We start from the raw sequence: 16,964 nt of genomic DNA, 5'->3' as shown, positions 1-16,964 counted from the left end.
GATATTTTCCATATTTAACGTTTCCATGAAACCGAACTTCAAAATAAAATGGGCCAAAACTTTCGCTTTGGCCCATAGGAATTCTTAATAATTCTTTTATTTAAGAATCTTCTTGGTCACCGTTTCTTTTTCAGTAGAAACCGTCACCAAATAAGTTCCCGCAGGATAATTGGATAGGTCAAGTTTCTCTTGAGACATTGTGATTTTTGATGAATTTTTCAGGACTTTTCCAGACGCATCGAATACCTGATAAGACAGCAATCTATCTTTTGAAACAATCATAAACACTCCTTTTACCGACGTTTGGGCAATATGTACACCCCCCGCAAAGTTATTTTCACCTGTTCCCAAAGTCAGACATTCGAAATTTGCCTTCCAACCTGGTCTGTTGACAGTGGCGTTTGAAATAAATCTCAAAGTTATTGCACCTGTTGCATGAGTAGAAGTGAAAGGACCAGGAATGGTAGTTCCACTCCAGGTGGATCCAAATCTAGGCGAAGCAGTATTTGGTCCATTGTAAATAATCAAATAATCCGAAGAGGGTTCTGTATCAAACTCTGTAAAAGTGATTTTAAGTTTGTCGTTAGGACTAGTTGGATAAAAAGTCTTGATCCAGCTTTCGCCGTCGGTATAATTGGCATTCGGACCGCCGGAATCAGTTACCAGAACTCCTGAACACCAATCCGCATCTGTGTAAATGAACTGTTTGGATGCGTAGGCTTCCGGTCCGGTACAAGGAGCACTAACCGTGATGAAATAGAAAGTTCCCGGCTGTAAATTGGTCAAATTAATTATTTTGTTGGTCACAATGCTGGATTCTACCACTGTTCCGTCACCTTTGGTCAAAGTATATCTCCAGTTTGTTCCGGTTGGATCGGTGATGGTGGCAGTTGCCGAATTGCTCGTAATATTTGATACGGCAAATCCGGTAACTGTTTGTGCACATGAAGAAACACAATCCGTACCTAAACATCCGCTGCCATTGATTCTACCTCTGATTAAAGCTCCTGGTTGCGGTCCGAAACCATTTGCAAAATTAATTCCCACCGAGCTAACAAGGTGGCAGTAACTCATAATAGTTCCACCTGTTCCTGTTGGAAGCGGGCCGTTGCAGCCTTCATTATTTCCTGAAGCAGGACCACAACCATCAATTGCTGTGTTATTTCCGTTCCATTTGCAGGCATGCGTATGAGGAGACCCCAAGTTATGTCCAATCTCATGCGTCATTGCTTCAATATTCCACGAATAAGTCGGAACATTTGCATAGGAAAAGTTTACCCCGCAGTAGGAATAGTTAGAATTAGTACACAGTGTGTTCAAATAAGCGATACTTGTAGTTGCCGGATTTCTTAGCAATTGTGCGATATCACCATTGAAGGTAGTTCTTGTTGATCGGAACTGCCCAAGAATCACATCTGGTGCACCGGAGTATGGATCATTTGTAGTCCACACCATTACAGAACTTAGCGCCACATTTACCCCATCATTGGCATAGAGTGTGGAAATATTATTGTGCATTGCAGTAACCCAGTTTGTCGCAGTGGTCACATTTGAACCATTTTGCGTGTATGGGCCGTAACCAACTTCGTAATAGATTCTCACGCAATTGTCTGTCAACAATGCCTGCGAAGCCATTTTGGGATCATAGGAAATCTCCGCACTTCGATTTTCGGGAAGATCATCTGTGCCGCAGGTAAAAGGATTTGTTCCCTTCAATTTTTGGTCATTGTAAGAAACATAATCATCTGAGTTTTTGATTTTTCCCAGGACGATGTTTCCTATATCCTTGATGGAAGTCACCCCCATCACTTCGTCTTTGAAAAAACTTACTGCAACCAGAGATTCGTTGTCGCCTTTCACAATTCCGTGGTAATAAATTCCCGGCGCATAATTTGCCGAACCTTTTTCGGTTGTAACGGCAAAATCATGAGTCAAAAAATTGTTTCTCACCAGTTCGAGTGTGAGGATTTTGCCTTCAAACGGAAAGCTCATTTCCAACGCTTCCGGTTTTTCAGAATTCAGACGCTGAATTTCGGTTTTGTTAATCTGCAGTACCGTAATATCTTCTGCTGCCGCCTTATACTGAGCTAATTTTTGGGTGGAAGCATCGGCCTTGAACAGATCATACTTTACAAATGTTTTTTTTGCCGTTTGTGAATTTCTGACTTTTTGTGCAACCGGTTTCAAATTCTGCGAAAATCCTACAGAAAAAATTGCCAAACTGAAACACAATTGGAAAATTCTTTTCATAAATAGTAATATTTAAATATATTTTATCAATCCACAAAAAAACTAAAAATATTTGAGATTATGGACCTCATTTTAGAATTTAACAAAAGTAAATGCTCATTAAGTGGAATCTTCAGTTCAACAGTTCTGCAAAACCCTTATCTTTGCAGCTAAACTTTCCGAATGCTGTATTCAATTATTAAAGCCATTCACATCATTTTCATGGTCAGTTATTTTGCCGGGATTTTTTACCTCGTCAGAATTTTTGTCTATTATAAGGATACGGACGTTTTTGAAGAAAACAAAAAGAAAATCCTGCGGGAACAATATGTTTTCATGGCGAGAAGATTGTGGAATATCATTACCGTTCCTGCTGGATTGATCATGCTTTTAAGTGGTATCACTTTGATTTATTTAAATTTTGGGTTGATGAAAACGCCTTGGTTTCATTTAAAGTTGAGCTTTCTGATTGCACTGGGATTTTATCACTTCTGGTGTTGGAAAAAAGTACTGCAAATCAAAAGATTAGAGGGAAATACTCTGCCGATAGAAAACATCCAGCTTCGACAGGCAAACGAAATCGCGACCTTCATTTTATTTCTGGTCGTTTTCACCGTGATCCTAAAATCAATGGTCATCGAATTCTGGTGGCAATTAATCGCCGGATTTTTCGTTTTGGTATTTTTCATCGTGACGACCGTGAAACTAGTCAATAAAAAGAAAAAATAATTTTTGTAGTGAAGACTTTGAAAACTTAGGTCTTTCCGCTCTCTTTTTCATGCTATGATTGCAATTTTTAAAAAAGAACTTTGGAGCTATTTCGGAAACTGGAACGCTTGGTTGATCATCGGCGCTTTCAGCTTGATCAGCACACTTTTCTTGTTTTTCTTCGAAAATGATTCCAACATATTCGACATTGGATCCGCCACTCTGCAAAGCTATTTTGTACTTGTGCCCTGGTTGTTCATGTTCATCATTCCGGCAATTTCCATGAGAACCTTGGCGGAGGAACAGCAATCCGGAACACTGAGTTGGCTTTTTTCGCAACCTGTAAAAATTTCTGAGATCGTGCTTGGGAAATTTCTCTCCGTTTGGTTAGTTGGGGTTTTTTGTCTGCTTCCATCAATCGTTTATCTTTACACCATCTATGTTTTGGGTGTTCCTGAAGGAAATATTGATTTCGGTGCTACTTTGGGAAGCTACTTCGGATTGGCCGTTTTGACAGCCGCTTTTTCAGCCGTTGGGATTTTGGCTTCTTCCCTCTCGCAAAACCAAATTATGGCTTATTTGCTGGGCGTTTTCCTTTGTTTTATTTTTTATTTCGGGATTGAACAGTTGGCGAGCTACAAACTCTTGGGCGGAGCGGATTACCTGCTTTCCAATCTGGGATTTTATCAGCATTTCTTAGCGTTCACCAGAGGATTAATCGACACCAGAGATGTTTTCTATTTTCTTTTGGTCATTGGAATTTTTCTTTTTTCGGCCAAAGTTTTTGTGCAAAACAAAAAGTAATCTTTAAAAAAATGAACAAAAAAAATATTATCTATATTGTTGTAGCAATCATTTTGATATTGGGTGTTTTCGGAGTGTTTTCGAAACGTTTTGACCTGACTCAAGAAAAAAGATATACACTTTCTAAATCCACGGTGAAAATTTTAGAATCCGTGAAAAAACCTTTGACAGTAGATGTTTATTTAGAAGGCGATTTCCCGGCAAGTTTTCGCCAGCTGCAAAATGAGGCAAAATTTATGCTCGAGGAGTTTAGGAAAATAAATCCGAAAATCGACTACCAATTCATCGACCCGATCAAGACTAAAATGTCGAAAGACACCTTGATGGCGATGGGAATGCAGCCTTCGATCTTACCCGATATGAAGGACGGAAAGATCTCCGAAATCGTGATGTTTCCATATGCAGCGATCAAATACAATTCGTATGGAACTTCCATCCCGCTGATCATCAATCAAAGCGGAATTGACGCCTCCGAACAGCTGAACAAATCCATCGAAAATCTGGAGTACAACTTCGTTTCAGCCATCAAATCCATCACCGAAGAGCACAAGAAAAATATCGGAATTCTGATCAATCAAGATGAGCTTCGCCCGGATCAGTTTCAGGGTTTCATGCATATGGCCCTGGAAAACTACAACGCAGGTCCCATCATTCCCGCAAATACAAAGGAACTTTCTTTGGCAGATGTACCCAAACTAAGGAAAATGGATGCGCTTGTCATCGCAAAACCTAGGAAAGCGTTTACTGACAATGAAAAAGTAATCCTTGACCAATATATCATGAATGGCGGTAAGACATTGTGGATGATCGATGCCGTGAATGCAGAAATGGACACGCTTTTTCAGTCTAAAAAAATCATGGCTTACCCAACTGACACCAATTTAGGCGACTTCTTTTTTAATTATGGCTTAAGGATCAATCCCGGTTTGGTGAAGGACATGAAAAAATCCGCACTGATCCGCATTGTGTCCGGTGAAGTTGCGGGAAATCCGCAATACAGCAGTTTTCTTTGGCCCTATTTCCCGCTTGGAATTGCAGAAACCAAGAATCCGATCACCAAAAACATCAATCCCGTAAAATTTGAATTTCCCACGTCCATCGATACTTTGGGAAGAAAGAATATAAAGACCAACGTGCTTTTTGAATCGAGTGAAAGAACCAGCATCAAACAAGTTCCTAATTTGGTTTCTTTGACCGAAATCGTAAGAACCGATTCGATTGGTGAAATGGAAAGACCGACCACTCCCAAGATTTTTGCGGTGAGTGTGGAAGGTAAATTCAATTCCGCCTATGCCAATAGAAGCGAAAAAAGCAATTATCCAAATTTCAAATCCCAAAGTCCGGAAAACAAAATGATCGTGATCGGAGACGGCGATGTGGGAAGAAACCAGATCTACAAAGGAAATCCGCTTCCGCTCGGCGAAGATCTATTGACCAAACAAACCTACGGAAACGAACAATTTTTGAGAAACTGCCTGGATTTTCTTTTGGATGATTCCAATTTAATGGAACTGAGAAATAGAAACATCGAAGCCAGACTTCTGGACCGAAACCGAATTGAAGACGAAAAAACCGACTGGCAATGGTTTAACTTGCTTCTTCCGCTCGCAGTAATCGGCGCTTTAGGGGGATTGTTTTATTGGTTGAGAAAGAGAAAATTTTCTTAGTGAACTACCTTCGCTGTGAATTTCTCAAATTTAGCATCAGTCTCACTGCAGAAAAGATTCGTAAGCTTCGTTCCCGATAGCTAATACGTATTTCAAACGTCTTTGATGAAATCCTCATATTCCCAAAAAAACCGCTCGAAACCATCCATTTTTACTACAAAAAATTCATAGATTTCCTGCCACGAATTTTTATCAAAAATAGAAACTTTTTCTTTGGTCACCCAGATTCTGGAAATCACCTTTCCATTTTCTAAAGTGTAAAATTCATCTTTCCGGATATCGCCAACTTCTTCCATAAGCATATTTTCCAGTGACCAGATCTTTTCGTAATAGGCATTGCGGTAGATTTCGTCTTTCATTTCAATATCGATGGAAACTTCAGCCTTTTTGGAATCTGCATAAAACTTAAAGGAAAAATCCTTGATTTTGGTATCATACAGTATCCACTTTCTGGGAAAACTCTTCCCGAAAGCAGTCCAGAATTCTTTCCTTAATTTTTGAGCTTCTTCTTTTGAAAACATTTTTTGCAAAATCAATTACGAAAATAGAATTTTGAGCATAGTGGAAAGAACAAAGCGTAAAGAAAACGGTTTAAAAAATCAATATTAATTACGTGATCTACAACAAATTACCAATCCTCAAAAGCTCAGATACTCCAACGCTCGCACTCCTAATGCGCTTCCAGCCAATTATCCCCCACGCCAACTTCCACCAATAAAGGAACCTTCGTGATAATCGCCGATTCCATCTCGTTTTTAATGAGTTCTTTCGCGATTTCTACCTCCTCATTCGGCGCTTCAAAAATAAGTTCGTCATGAACTTGAAGGAGCATTTTGGTCTTAAGGTTTTGCTCGGTCAGCTTTTGGTCGATATTAATCATTGCTATTTTAATGACATCCGCTGCTGAACCTTGAACCGGCGCATTGACTGCTATTCTTTCCGCCAATCCACGAACCACGAAATTCGCAGAATTGATGTCTTTCAAATGGCGCTTTCTATTCAGGATCGTTTCCACATAACCCAGTTCTCTTGCCCGTTTTACTTGTTCCGCCATCCATTCTTTAAGCTTCGGATAGGTAGCGAAATAATTTTCGATCATCATTTTCGCCTCAGTTCTTGAAAGTCCCGTTTGATCAGCCAATCCAAATGCGCCCTGTCCGTAAATAATTCCAAAGTTTACGGTTTTTGCCTGGGAACGCTGGGTTTTGGTGACTTGATCCAATGGAACCTGAAAAAGTTTTGAAGCAGTGGAAGCATGAATATCTTCTCCATTCTGAAAAGCCTGGATCATGTGGTCTTCCTGGGAAATCTCTGCAATTAAACGAAGTTCAATCTGCGAATAATCGGCAGAAATAATCTTGTTTCCCTGGTCCGCCTTAAAAGCTCCCCGGATTTGTTGTCCGCGTTTGGTGCGGATCGGGATATTCTGAAGATTTGGATTTACCGAAGCCAATCTTCCTGTTGCAGCAGTGGTTTGCGAGAAATTAGTGTGAACGCGGTGATCGGTTTTGTCAATCTGTGTGGGCAATGCGTCCACATAAGTTGATTTCAGTTTTTGATAAGTTCTGTACTCCAAAATGAGCGGAATAATCTCATGTTTGGAGGAAAGCTTTTGCAAAACATCCTCTGAAGTGGCGTATTGACCGGTTTTTGTCTTCTTCGCTTTCGGGTCGAGTTCCATTTTGTCAAATAGGATTTCGCCCAGCTGTTTCGGGGAATTCATGTTGAATTCTTCGCCTGCAAGCTCAAAGATTTTGGTTTCCAATTCTTTCAGGTCGTTCTCCAAATCGATGCTTTCTTTTTCGAGCCACTTTTTATCTAAAGAAATTCCTTCCAGTTCCATTTTTGCCAAAACCGTTGACAAAGGCATTTCGACTTTAAGAAACAACTCTTCTAGATTTTCTTTTTTTAATTGTGGGGCAAAAAGTTCGTAAAGCTGAAAAGTCACATCTGCATCTTCACCGGCATAACCCGTTTGCTCCTCCACGGAAACCGCACGCAGCGTTTTCTGGTTTTTTCCTTTGCCAATCAATGTTTCAATAGGCACTGGTTTATAGTTCAGGTACATTTCGGAGAGATAATCCATTCCGTGTCTTCCGTCGGGATTCAGGAGATAATGTGCAATCATGGTATCAAAAACCGCTCCCTGCACTTCGACTCCGTATTGTCTCAGGATTTTGTAGTCGTATTTTAAGTTGTGTGCAATCTTAATGATTTCCTTCTTCTCGAAAAAAGGCCGGAAAATTTCAAGCGTTTCTAAGACTTCCTCGCGATTTTCAGAAAAAGGGATATAGTAAGCCAAACCCTTTTTGTAGGAAAAACTCATCCCGATGAGCTCTGCTTCCATCTCGTTTAATGAGGTGGTTTCCGTATCGAAGCAGACTGATTTCTGGGCGAGAAGGTTTTCCACTAAAATCCGTTGTGCTTTTGGCGAATTTACATATTGATATAGATGGTCATTGTTTTCAATGGTAGATTTCGTGGTCGTTGCATGTTCCAATTCCTCGAAAGTTGCAAAAAGATCCAGCTGCACAGCTCCACTTTTTTCCTCTGGCTTTTTGTCGTAGCGGGTTACTTTATTGGGATCAGTGGTTTCCGCACCATTTGCGGTTGAATTTCCGTTGGCATATTCACCGGTTTTTGAAAATGCGCGATAGAGGTTTTCGTATAATCTTCGGAACTCAATTTCATCAAATACTTCTTTTACTTTTTCAAAATCCGGAGTTTCCAAATCATATTGTTCCTGATGAAATTCAATGGGAGCGTCGCACAAAATGGTTGCCAATTTTTTGGAGAGTAATCCCCGTTCCGCAGAGTTTTCTACTTTCTCCTTAAGTTTCCCTTTCAGTTGGTGGGTGTTGGCCAAAAGATTTTCAATGGAGCCGAATTCTTTCAGGAATTTCAATGCAGTTTTCTCTCCGACCCCTTCCAAACCGGGAATATTGTCTACTGCATCGCCCATCATTGCCAGAAAGTCAATGACTTTTTTGGGATCATCTATATCATATTTTGCATTCACTTCTTCCACACCCAAAATCTCAAACTCGGCTCCTTTCAAACCTGGTTTATAAATTTTGATTTTATCGGTGACCAATTGCGCAAAATCTTTGTCCGGAGTCACCATGTAGGTCATATAGTTTTCCTTTTCAGCTTTGCAAGCGATGGTTCCGATTACGTCATCCGCTTCATAACCTTCCACGCCAAGGATGGGAATGTGCATTGCCTGCAAAATCCGGTGAATATAGGGAACCGCAATCCTGATTGCTTCCGGGGTTTCACTTCTATTGGCTTTGTAATCGGCGAAATCATCGGTTCGCACCGTAGCTTTTCCTACATCGAAAACGACCGCCAAATGGGAAGGTTTTTCCCTTCGAATCAACTCGATCAGAGAATTGGTGAAACCAAAAATCGCAGAGGTATCTATTCCGGTACTGGTCACTCTTGGATTTCTGATCAGTGCATAATAGCCTCGGAAAATCATTGCATACGCATCGATAAGGAACAGGCGTTTGTCGGTATTGTCGTGTGTCATAAGGACAAAGATAATGTTTTTGGATGGAAACCTGAACTTGGAAGAAGGAGGTTTTGCGTGAGGGATTGCAGCGGAAATCCCGCAGTGGCGATGGCTTTAGGGATGGAACGAGGAATTGCAGTGAAAAGCCCGACCCGAGGCGCAGGAATAGCGTTTGCGAGGGGCACGCCCAAATTTAATGCAGTAGGTTTTGTGAAATTACTAGGAAAAATCTCTATGAATCACTTCCTTTTTTTTGATCACCTTTAAAGCCAAAGTAGAGAAAAATCCGCCCAGGAAAAATCCCATTCCGGCTCCCATCAGAATATCCATTGGGAAATGTACGCCGAGATAAATCCGGCTGTAGGAAACCACGAATGCCCAGAAATAAAGGACGTATGGAAGAAATCTATATTTCCTGAACAACAACATGCTCATGAAAGTACCGATAAAAAAAGTGTTGGATGCGTGACTGGAATAAAACCCGAACTGTCCCCCGCACTGCACAGTGCGCATCAAATGGTTTAAACTTGGATCATGACAAGGTCTTAATCTGCCAATTCCGGATTTAAAGATTCCGGCAAGCTGGTCGGAGACCGTAACCCCGATTGCGATGAAAATCAAAATGAAAACTAAATTTCGGAGTTTGTAATTTTTGTAAAGCAGATATAGGAAAATAATATAAAGTGGAACCCAAATCCAGATTCCCGAAACCATGATCCAAAAACGGTCAAAAGGTTCGCTCCCCAAATTGTTGAGAAACAGAAATGCGTCTCTGTCTTCTTGGATGATTTCGTTCATTCTATCTGCTTACCGGTCCTTCGTGTTGGTCGTTTTCGGCAAGGTTTTCTTTTGGTTCTGCAGGTTTTGCCGCTTCTTTGTCCAGCTCGCTCATTGGATTGTAGTCTTTTGCGGCCTGCTTAACTCTGTCGATTTCCCGCTTGATTTCGGAAACGGGATTATCGGTCTCTTTCAGGATTTCGGTTTTCACGTCTTCCATCGCACCGCGCATCTTTCGTACACCCGCGCCCAAATCTCTTGCGATTTGCGGCAATTTGTCGGGACCGAATAAAACAACGATTGCCACGGCAATCAAAAGCATTTCACCTATACTTAGTTCCATAAGGCAAAATTACGAAAGTTTATCAAACAGTTTTTCAAATGCACTTAAATTCTTCTTAAAAGTTTGAAGACATCAAACCACAATACGGAGATGACCGCGGCCGCAAATGCTGTGAGCATCTGCAGGAAATCCAATGGTTCCAATTTAAAAAACAGAGAAACAGGTTTTAAAAATATCATTAATGAAAGGAATCCCAAAGTAATCAGGGTCACATAAATCAATAGATTGTTTTTGTTTTTCATGGTTTCAAAGGTGGTATAAAAGAAAGAACGGTTGCAGAAACTCAACAAAATATTTGAAAAAATCAAAGTGGTGAATACCATGGAACGTGTCAATTCCTCGCTTGCTCCACTTCTCACCGTCATTTGATAGATGAACAAAACTCCTGCTGTAATCGCCAAACCTTGCAGGATACTTACCAACAGTTCTTTGAGATTAAGGAATGTTTCAGTCATCGGTCTTGGTTTTCTGAACATGGTGTTTTTTTCCATCGGCTCGTTTTCGTAAACGATGGAGCAAGTGGGACCCATCACCAATTCAAGGAAAATCACATGAACAGGCGTGAAAATCTGAGGATAAATCCAGCCTAAAAACAGCGGTAACGAAACGGTTAAAATAATCGGGATATGAATAGAAATAATGTATTGAATGGCTTTTTTGATATTGGTATAAATCCTTCGTCCGGAAGCGATCGCAGTGACCAGGTTATCCAGGTTATCATTGGTTAAAACTACCGAAGCGGCAGCTTTTGCGATTTCGGTTCCTTTTTTACCCATTGCCACTCCGATGTGGGATGCTTTCAGAGCGGGACCGTCATTCACGCCGTCTCCCAACATGGCGACCACTTCTCCATTTTTCTTTAAGGCATTGATGACTGCGAGTTTTGCTTCGGGGAACATTCTGGTAAACAATGCCTGCTTTTCTGCTGCCATTCGGAGTTCGGCATCTTGCATTTGAGCAATTTCGGCACCGGTTACGGAAAGTGAAGCATTATGGATTCCCGCTTTTTCCGCAATGGTTTTGGTGGTTTCCGCATTGTCACCGGTGATGACTTTTACCTTGATTCCGGCATTATAGATATGTCTGAAAACTTCCTGGATTCCCTTTTTCGGCGGATCATAAAATACAACAAAGCCCAAAAATTCAAACGGTAAATCCTGCTGTATTTTTGGCAAATCGCTTCCTTCAAAATGGCTTTTGCCCACTCCCAAAACGCGATAACCCTGTCTTCCGAACTCTTTGATTTTGGCTATCAAAATTTCTTTTTCCGATTCGGTCAATTTTGAAACATTCAGAATTGCTTCGGGAGCACCTTTTGCCGCAATGATTCTTTCTCCATTTTCATTTTCGAACAGGTGCGTCATCATGGGCGGAACTCCGCTTAAAGAGTATTCGTGGAACATTTTGAACTGGTTTCGAAGGTCTTCTTTATGGGAGTTATTATATACTTCATGAAGCGTTTTTTCCATCGGGTCAAAAGGAACCGGCTCGCTGGACCACATCGCATAACTGATCAGTTGGGAAATTTCGGGATTACTGAATTCATCTTCTGTATAGTTTTTTTCCGTTTTGAAATCATAAACAGAGTTCAACTTCATGGAATTTTCTGTGATGGTACCGGTTTTATCTGTACAAATTACAGTGGTGCTTCCCAAAGTCTCCACAATCGCACTCTTTTTGATGATAACTCCCTCCCGCATCAGTTTCCAGGCTCCCAAAGCCATAAAAGTGGTAAACGCTACTGGGATTTCTTCGGGAAGAATAGACATTGCAAGAGTTAATCCATTTAAGAGACTGTTCACAAAATCACGGGTATGGTAATAATTGAAAACACAGACCATCAAAAAAACAACTATTCCAACGATGGCCATACTTTTTACAAACCGTTCGATCTGAATCTGAAGCGGTGATTTTTCGTCCTTGACATTCTGCAAGGAATCCCCTATTTTGCCTAACTTGGTTTCTTTACCAATTTTCTCAACCAGAAAGACCGCTAATCCCGAAACGGTCAAAGTTCCGCTGTAAACCAGGTTGTCATCCGAATCTTTTGACTTAAAAACGGAAAAACTTTCCCCGGTTAATGGAGCCTCATTGACGGAGAAATCGTTGCTGTGAAGAATTCTCCCGTCTGCATTGACCATTTTACCTTCTTCTGTAATGGCCAAATCTCCCACCACAATTTCATGCGTGGGAATCTTGATTATTTGAGAATTCCGGATGACCTTGCTTAAAGGTTCATTGAGTTTTTCCAGTTCTTCGAGGGCCATTTTGCTGCGGTTGTCCTGGTAAAAAGAAATCCCTGAAACCGCGACGATCGCCACAAACATAAAAATGGCTTCACTGTAATTCCCGACGATTAAATAAATAATAGTGATGATGATCAGCAAAATCAGCATCGGTTCTTTTAGAATATCCAACAGAAGCGAGAACCAAGTTGATTTCTTGGTTTCGTTCATTTTATTTTCACCAAATTTTGCTCTTGAAGCCAGAACCTGTCCGTCTGTGAGTCCGGTTAAATTTTCGGGAATATTAACATCCATTGTAGAGAAGAAATTTAAAGAATAAAGTTACCGAAAATAAACTGAAAATCCCTCTACAATGCTTTTAATCATAGAATAGAACGCACCAAGTATTCCAGATATTTTTGCTAGTAATGGCCTTTATTTTTAAAGACAAAATACACAATCACTGCACTAATCGTCATCAGCAGAAAACCAAGAAAAAACGGCGCACCTGCAAATTTAAACGGTGCATCATCATGGGTAAAATAAAAGAACGTATTAGTCATCAGGGGCGGACCTACAATGGCAGTCAGACTGATCAAACTAGCCAATGCACCCTGTAACTCTCCCTGTTCATTTTTTGGAACCTCAGATGAGATCACGGACTGCAAAGCCGGACCGGCAATTCCACCCAATCCATACGGTATCAGAAATGCAAACATCATCCAACTTTGGCTTGCAAAAGCAAATAAAACCATTCCGATGGCATATAATGTCAATCCATAAAAAATACTTCTTTCGTCACCGATTTTTGGTTGAATTAACCTTATTAAATATCCTTGAACCAATGCTGCCATGAAACCTGAAACACCGAGTGAAATCCCGACCAACCTCTCTGTCCAATTAAATTTGTACATGGTGAAAAAAGTCCAGTTGGTCTGAACTGCATGACCTGCGACATATACGAAAACCAGTGCGGCAATCAAACCCAAAATCTGGGGATACCTTTTTAGCCGAAGCAAAGATCCGACAGGATTGGCACGTTTCCAATCGAATGGACGACGATGCTCTTTGTCTAAACTTTCCGGCAAGATAAACAATCCATAAAGAAAATTAACCAAACATAAAGCAGAAGCTGCATAGAATGGAATTCTGGCTCCGTAATATCCCAAAACCCCACCAATAACCGGTCCGATAATGAAACCCAAACCGAATGCGGCACCAATCATCCCAAAATTTTTGGCGCGGTCCTCATCCGTTGAAATGTCTGCGATATAGGCACTTGCTGTAGTGATACTCGCTCCTGTAACCCCGGAAAAAATCCTTCCTACGAAAAGCCAGAAAATGGTCGGAGCTATAGCCTGGATGAAAAAATTGATGGAAAAACCCAAGAGTGAAAATAAAATAATCGGCCTTCTTCCGTATTTATCGCTTAAACCACCTAAAACAGAGGCAAAGATGAACTGCATTCCGGCATAGACAAAACTCAGCCAACCACCATACTGCGATGCAACGCTCAAGTCCGGATTATGAATGAGCTCACGGATTAGAGTCGGAACCACGGGAATCACAATACCCCACCCTGTAATATCAATCAGTAAGGTAATAAAAATGAATCCTATAGCTGCTGACTTTTGGTTTTTTTTCATTGCGGTTGCAGAGATCGATTTTCAGGAAAGTTAAAATTAGAAAAATTTAAGCAAAAAAATATCCCTCAAATAAGGGACATTTTAAATTGTAATAGAAAATTATGCTTTTTTCTTTTTGTCGGTAGTTTCACGGTCGGTGGTAGTTCTTCCTTTAACATGAACGTGATCTTCTTTTCCTTTTTCCTTCAGGCAGTCATAAGCTATTGCCGATGAAATAAAAATGGAGGAATACGTACCAAACCCAATACCGATTAACAGTGCAAACATGAATCCTCGCAAATTATCACCACCAAAAATGAAGATGGCCAAAATTACCAAAATCGTGGTGAAAGAGGTATTAAATGTTCTACCTAATGTGCTTGAAATAGAGTCGTCGAAAAGTCCGGCCAGGGTAAGTGCTTTCTTCTCGCGCAGATATTCCCTAATCCTGTCGAACACGATTACCGTGTCATTAATGGAGTAACCGAGCACCGTAAGAATCGCCGCAATGAAATCCTGATTAATTTCCATGTTAAACGGCATATATTTATGAAGCAGGGAATACGTTCCTAAAATAATCACAGCATCGTGGAAAAGTCCAGCAACCGCACCCAATGAGAACTGCCATTTGCTGAATCGGAACAAGATATAGATGAAAATTCCTCCGAGCGCTGCAATTACCGCCAATGTACCGTGGGTCTTAATATCGTCTGCAACGGTTGGTCCCACTTTCGCAGAGGAAATAATTCCTGCATGGTCTTTATCTGCCTGTTTAAATTCTTGCAAAGTCATATTTGCAGGAAGGTATTGTTTTAATCCTTGGAACAGTTTCTCTTCAATAGTTTGGTCAGCTTTCAGAGATTCATCGTCAATCAGATAATCGGTTGAGATTTTCAGCTGATTTCCTGTACCGATTGTTTTAGCTTCTACCGCAGAGTTTTTACCGTCTTCTGTTGCGAAAAGCTTGATTAATCCGTTTTCTACTTTATCTACATCGACCGGTTTGTCAAATTTCACGACATAGTTTCTACCACCGGTGAAGTCGATTCCGTATTTGAATCCGTTTACAGCAATTGAAATTAAACTGGCCACAGTAAGAAACAATGAAATCATGTACGCAAATTTTCTTTTACCGATGAAGTCGATCCAAGTATATCTGAAAAGGTTTTTTGTTGGCGGAGTCCACACTGAAAGGTGTTTTCCTTTATTCAATCTTTGGAAAATCATCACCCTTGATAACAATACTGAAGTAAAGAAGGTCATCAGGATACCGATAATCAAAGTTACCGCAAAACCTTTAATTGGACCAGTTCCGAAAACATAAAGAACAATTGCCGTCAAAATCGTGGTGGAGTGACCATCAATAATCGCAGAAAGCGCGTGTTTGAAACCGTCTTTGTAGGCTTCTAGAATATGTTTACCTGCGAAGAGTTCCTCCTTCGTGCGTTCATAAATGATTACGTTTGTATCTACCGCCATCGCCATGGAAAGTACTATACCCGCGATACCCGGAAGCGTGAGCGTTGCATCCACCGAGTCCATAATTCCGAAGATATAGAAAAGGTTGATCACCATTGCAATCACCGCATAAATTCCGGCTCCCCCATAATAGAAAATAATGTAAGAAAGCAATACGATAAACGCAATAAAGAATGAAAGCATTCCTGCATCAATGGATGCTTTACCCAAAGAAGGTCCCACTACATCCATCTGCACCACTTTCGCGCTTGCAGGAAGTTTACCGGCACCCAAAACATCTACCAAATCCTGCGCTTCCTGCTGAGAGAAGTTTCCGGAAATCTGCGTTCTGCCATTTGGAATTTCGTTAACAACGTTTGGAGCAGTATAAACCACGTTATCCAAAGTCACCGCAACTGGCTTGTTGACATTCTTCCCTGTCAAGGTTTTCCAGTCTTTTGCACCTTTGGAATCCATCTGCATATCGACCACTACTCTTCCCAGTTCGTCATAGTTTACGCGGGCAGATTCCACAGCGCCGTCAACCGGTGCTTTTTGATTGATATTTCCACGAATAGCATATAAAACCAGGTTATTTTGATCGTTTGCATCCGGTTTATATCCCCACATGAACTGGGTATATTTCACGTTTGCCGGTCGAATTTTTTTAGCAATTGTCGAATTTAATATTTTGTTTACAGCCGCAGTATCGGAAAGTTTAATATTCCCTACTCCGTTTGATCTCAAGGTACTCAGCTGCAGCAAGTTGATCAGGTTGGTTCCTTTTGCTACCCCTATCGAATCGCCCTTTGCAGCGATAACTGTGTTGAGTTGCTCAAAGTAGGGCAAGATTTCCTGAGGTTGCTGCACTTCCCAGAATTGCAGTTTAGCTGATGTAGAAAGCATTTTCTTCACTCGGTCCACATCTTTAATTCCAGGCATTTCTACAGAGATTCTACCGGTACCCGGAACACGCTGTACGTTTGGCTGGGTAACCCCCATTTTGTCGATACGCGTTCTGATTACTTCATAAGCCGATCCCTCGGAAGCCGAAATTTTTCTTCTTACAATATTTTTAACCTGCTCATCGGTAGAGTTGAATTTGATTTCGCCAAGATTGGTATTCCCAAAAATCTCAGGATCTGCAAGTTTCAGGTTGGCTCCTTTAGCTTTGTTGACTTCATCAAAAACAACGAAGAAATTCTCAATATAGCTTTTGGTTGAATTTTTTTGCACTTTGTCGGTTTGGTCCAAAGTTTCCAGTAAGATTGGATTGGTAGAATAGTTGGTCAAATCGTTGATCAAATCTCTCTGGTTAATTTCCAAAAGCGCATTAATACCTCCTTTCAAATCGAGACCAAGTTTCATTTCCCGCTCTTTCGCTCTGGAATAGTAAAGCTTTGTGAAACCAAGATTCAGGGTATCCTTGGAGAGACGTTCCATCTCTTTCTGGTATTTCACAGGATCAGTTCCCGCAATTTGAGTAGCTTGATTTTCAATTTTACTTGCGTACCAAGTTGGTAATAATTCATTAAGACAGATCAGTCCCAAAACAACCGCAACCAGCGTAATAAGTCCTTTTCCTTGCATTGTTAATAGTTTACAACATTTTAA

General features: G+C 40.8%; 11 protein-coding genes. 3 read left to right on the top strand and 8 right to left on the bottom strand.

What is annotated here, in order from left to right:
- Nucleotides 1-96: 96 nt before the first annotated feature.
- Complete coding sequence (locus tag L0951_RS06940; RefSeq protein WP_234110504.1) at nucleotides 97-2,250, bottom strand: M12 family metallo-peptidase; 2,154 nt, start codon at nucleotides 2,248-2,250, stop codon at nucleotides 97-99.
- Between the two features lie 162 nt (nucleotides 2,251-2,412).
- Here L0951_RS06940 and L0951_RS06935 point away from each other — a divergent pair, with 162 nt between their 5' ends.
- From L0951_RS06935 to gldG, 3 genes are read left to right on the top strand one after another with little or no spacing between them, the layout of a single operon-like run.
- Entirely contained in the window at nucleotides 2,413-2,958 is a 546-nt protein-coding gene (locus L0951_RS06935; protein ID WP_234110503.1) for a CopD family protein, read from the top strand.
- 54 nt (nucleotides 2,959-3,012) lie between these two features.
- Nucleotides 3,013-3,741: an ABC transporter permease subunit gene (locus L0951_RS06930; RefSeq protein WP_234110502.1), complete on the top strand. Its 729-nt coding sequence runs from the start codon at nucleotides 3,013-3,015 to the stop codon at nucleotides 3,739-3,741.
- Between the two features lie 11 nt (nucleotides 3,742-3,752).
- Nucleotides 3,753-5,408, top strand: a complete 1,656-nt coding sequence (gene gldG, locus L0951_RS06925) for a gliding motility-associated ABC transporter substrate-binding protein GldG (protein ID WP_234110501.1) — start codon at nucleotides 3,753-3,755, stop codon at nucleotides 5,406-5,408.
- A 92-nt stretch (nucleotides 5,409-5,500) separates the two neighbouring features.
- Here gldG and L0951_RS06920 read toward each other — a convergent pair whose 3' ends face one another.
- The 7 genes from L0951_RS06920 to secD all read right to left on the bottom strand — a co-directional run bounded on the left by L0951_RS06920 (nucleotide 5,501) and on the right by secD (nucleotide 16,940).
- Nucleotides 5,501-5,929: a DUF4268 domain-containing protein gene (locus L0951_RS06920; protein ID WP_234110500.1), complete on the bottom strand. Its 429-nt coding sequence runs from the start codon at nucleotides 5,927-5,929 to the stop codon at nucleotides 5,501-5,503.
- Nucleotides 5,930-6,078: 149 nt separating this feature from the next.
- Complete coding sequence (polA, locus tag L0951_RS06915; RefSeq protein WP_234110499.1) at nucleotides 6,079-8,940, bottom strand: DNA polymerase I; 2,862 nt, start codon at nucleotides 8,938-8,940, stop codon at nucleotides 6,079-6,081.
- 201 nt (nucleotides 8,941-9,141) lie between these two features.
- Complete coding sequence (locus tag L0951_RS06910) at nucleotides 9,142-9,720, bottom strand: phosphatase PAP2 family protein (RefSeq protein WP_234110498.1); 579 nt, start codon at nucleotides 9,718-9,720, stop codon at nucleotides 9,142-9,144.
- Between the two features lies 1 nt (nucleotide 9,721).
- The gene (locus L0951_RS06905; RefSeq protein ID WP_234110497.1) at nucleotides 9,722-10,042 is read right to left on the bottom strand and encodes a twin-arginine translocase TatA/TatE family subunit; all 321 of its coding nucleotides are present in this window, start codon (nucleotides 10,040-10,042) and stop codon (nucleotides 9,722-9,724) included.
- A 44-nt stretch (nucleotides 10,043-10,086) separates the two neighbouring features.
- Nucleotides 10,087-12,582 carry a cation-translocating P-type ATPase gene (locus L0951_RS06900; protein ID WP_234110496.1) on the bottom strand — a complete coding sequence of 832 codons (2,496 nt, stop codon included), beginning with the start codon at nucleotides 12,580-12,582 and terminating at the stop codon, nucleotides 10,087-10,089.
- Nucleotides 12,583-12,689: 107 nt separating this feature from the next.
- Entirely contained in the window at nucleotides 12,690-13,913 is a 1,224-nt protein-coding gene (locus tag L0951_RS06895; RefSeq protein ID WP_234110495.1) for a TCR/Tet family MFS transporter, read from the bottom strand.
- Between the two features lie 99 nt (nucleotides 13,914-14,012).
- Complete coding sequence (gene secD / locus L0951_RS06890; protein ID WP_234110494.1) at nucleotides 14,013-16,940, bottom strand: protein translocase subunit SecD; 2,928 nt, start codon at nucleotides 16,938-16,940, stop codon at nucleotides 14,013-14,015.
- Nucleotides 16,941-16,964 lie beyond the last annotated feature (24 nt).

This window comes from Chryseobacterium sp. R2A-55, from assembly GCF_021401085.1.
GTDB lineage: Bacteria > Bacteroidota > Bacteroidia > Flavobacteriales > Weeksellaceae > Kaistella.
The sequence above is the reverse complement of the archived record's forward strand: the minus strand, read 5'-3'. Positions and strand labels throughout refer to the sequence as shown.

Bases quoted from the DNA above. Each gene is read 5' to 3' on its own strand.
- secD (WP_234110494.1), bottom strand. From the start codon at position 16,940: ATGCAAGGAAAAGGACTTATTACGCTGGTTGCGGTTGTTTTGGGACTG.
- L0951_RS06935 (WP_234110503.1), top strand. From the start codon at position 2,413: ATGCTGTATTCAATTATTAAAGCCATTCACATCATTTTCATGGTCAGT.
- L0951_RS06910 (WP_234110498.1), bottom strand. From the start codon at position 9,720: ATGAACGAAATCATCCAAGAAGACAGAGACGCATTTCTGTTTCTCAAC.
- L0951_RS06920 (WP_234110500.1), bottom strand. From the start codon at position 5,929: ATGTTTTCAAAAGAAGAAGCTCAAAAATTAAGGAAAGAATTCTGGACT.
- L0951_RS06905 (WP_234110497.1), bottom strand. From the start codon at position 10,042: ATGGAACTAAGTATAGGTGAAATGCTTTTGATTGCCGTGGCAATCGTT.
- L0951_RS06940 (WP_234110504.1), bottom strand. From the start codon at position 2,250: ATGAAAAGAATTTTCCAATTGTGTTTCAGTTTGGCAATTTTTTCTGTA.
- polA (WP_234110499.1), bottom strand. From the start codon at position 8,940: ATGACACACGACAATACCGACAAACGCCTGTTCCTTATCGATGCGTAT.
- L0951_RS06895 (WP_234110495.1), bottom strand. From the start codon at position 13,913: ATGAAAAAAAACCAAAAGTCAGCAGCTATAGGATTCATTTTTATTACC.
- L0951_RS06930 (WP_234110502.1), top strand. From the start codon at position 3,013: ATGATTGCAATTTTTAAAAAAGAACTTTGGAGCTATTTCGGAAACTGG.
- gldG (WP_234110501.1), top strand. From the start codon at position 3,753: ATGAACAAAAAAAATATTATCTATATTGTTGTAGCAATCATTTTGATA.
- L0951_RS06900 (WP_234110496.1), bottom strand. From the start codon at position 12,582: ATGGATGTTAATATTCCCGAAAATTTAACCGGACTCACAGACGGACAG.